The organism is Niastella populi (assembly GCF_002078015.1).
GTDB lineage: Bacteria > Bacteroidota > Bacteroidia > Chitinophagales > Chitinophagaceae > Niastella > Niastella populi.
In genome coordinates, this window is record NZ_LWBP01000107.1 from 1 (window position 1) to 1,082 (window position 1,082).

The following is a 1,082-nucleotide window of genomic DNA, read 5'->3' on the forward strand; positions in this document are numbered from 1 at the left end:
GCACAAAAGAAGGGCAATAGAAAGATCATCTTCTCCGTAGACCGGCTCGATTATACAAAAGGAGTGAATAACCGGCTGAAAGCCTTTGAATACTTTTTGGCAAACAATCCCCAGTATCATGAAAAGGTAATTTTCATCCTCGCCGTTGTGCCATCGAGAGACAATATTGCCAAATACAAAGAACGTAAACAGATCATCGACCAAACTATCAGCCAGATCAACAGCCGCCTTGGCAACATACACTGGCAGCCTGTTATTTATCAATACCACGCTTTACCGTTCGACGAGCTGATAGCTTTATACACGGGATGCGACCTGGCATTGATCACGCCGCTTCGTGACGGAATGAACCTGGTAGCGAAAGAATTTGTGGCCAGCCGGAAAGACAAAAAAGGTGTACTCGTGCTCAGCGAAATGGCTGGTGCCGCCAGGGAGTTGTCCGATGCGATCATAATTAATCCCAATGACGTAAGTGAAATGGCAAATGCCATCAAAGCCGGGCTGGAAATGCCTGAGGAGGAACAGGCCATTCGCCTCGAGGCCATGCAAAGCCGCATTGCCGGTTATGATGTAAAAATATGGGCGGAAGATTTTCTGGGTGAATTACGGAACATCAAAAAGAAACAACAGGATTTCCAGGTAAAATTCCTCGATGAGTATTCAAAAATACATTTACTGGAAGCCTACCGGGCAGCTGATAAAAGACTCCTGTTGCTTGATTATGACGGCACCCTTAAATCCTTTGTTTCAAACCCGGCCGATGCCGTACCCGGTAAAGAACTGCTTCAACTTCTTAAAGAACTGAACGAAAATAAAAATACGGTTTGCCTTATCAGTGGCAGAAACAGTGACTGGCTCGAAAAGTATTTTGGCGACTGCAACATTCACATGGTGGCGGAACATGGCGCCCGGTTCAAATATCCAGATCAACCGTGGACAAACGAAGTGATGATGCCAAATGACTGGAAGGAACCCATACAGCAGATCATGCAGGTGTATGTTCGCCGCTGCGCCCATAGTTTCATTGAAGAAAAAGAATTTTCTATCGTATGGCATTATCGCAATGCCAGCCTCGAACAGGG

At 45.9% G+C, this 1,082-nt stretch carries 1 protein-coding gene; it reads left to right on the forward strand.

Going from position 1 to position 1,082, the window contains the following annotated elements; translation table 11 throughout:
* On the forward strand, positions 1–1,082 hold a 1,082-nt coding region (gene otsB, locus A4R26_RS10795; protein ID WP_081163794.1), incomplete at both ends, for a trehalose-phosphatase.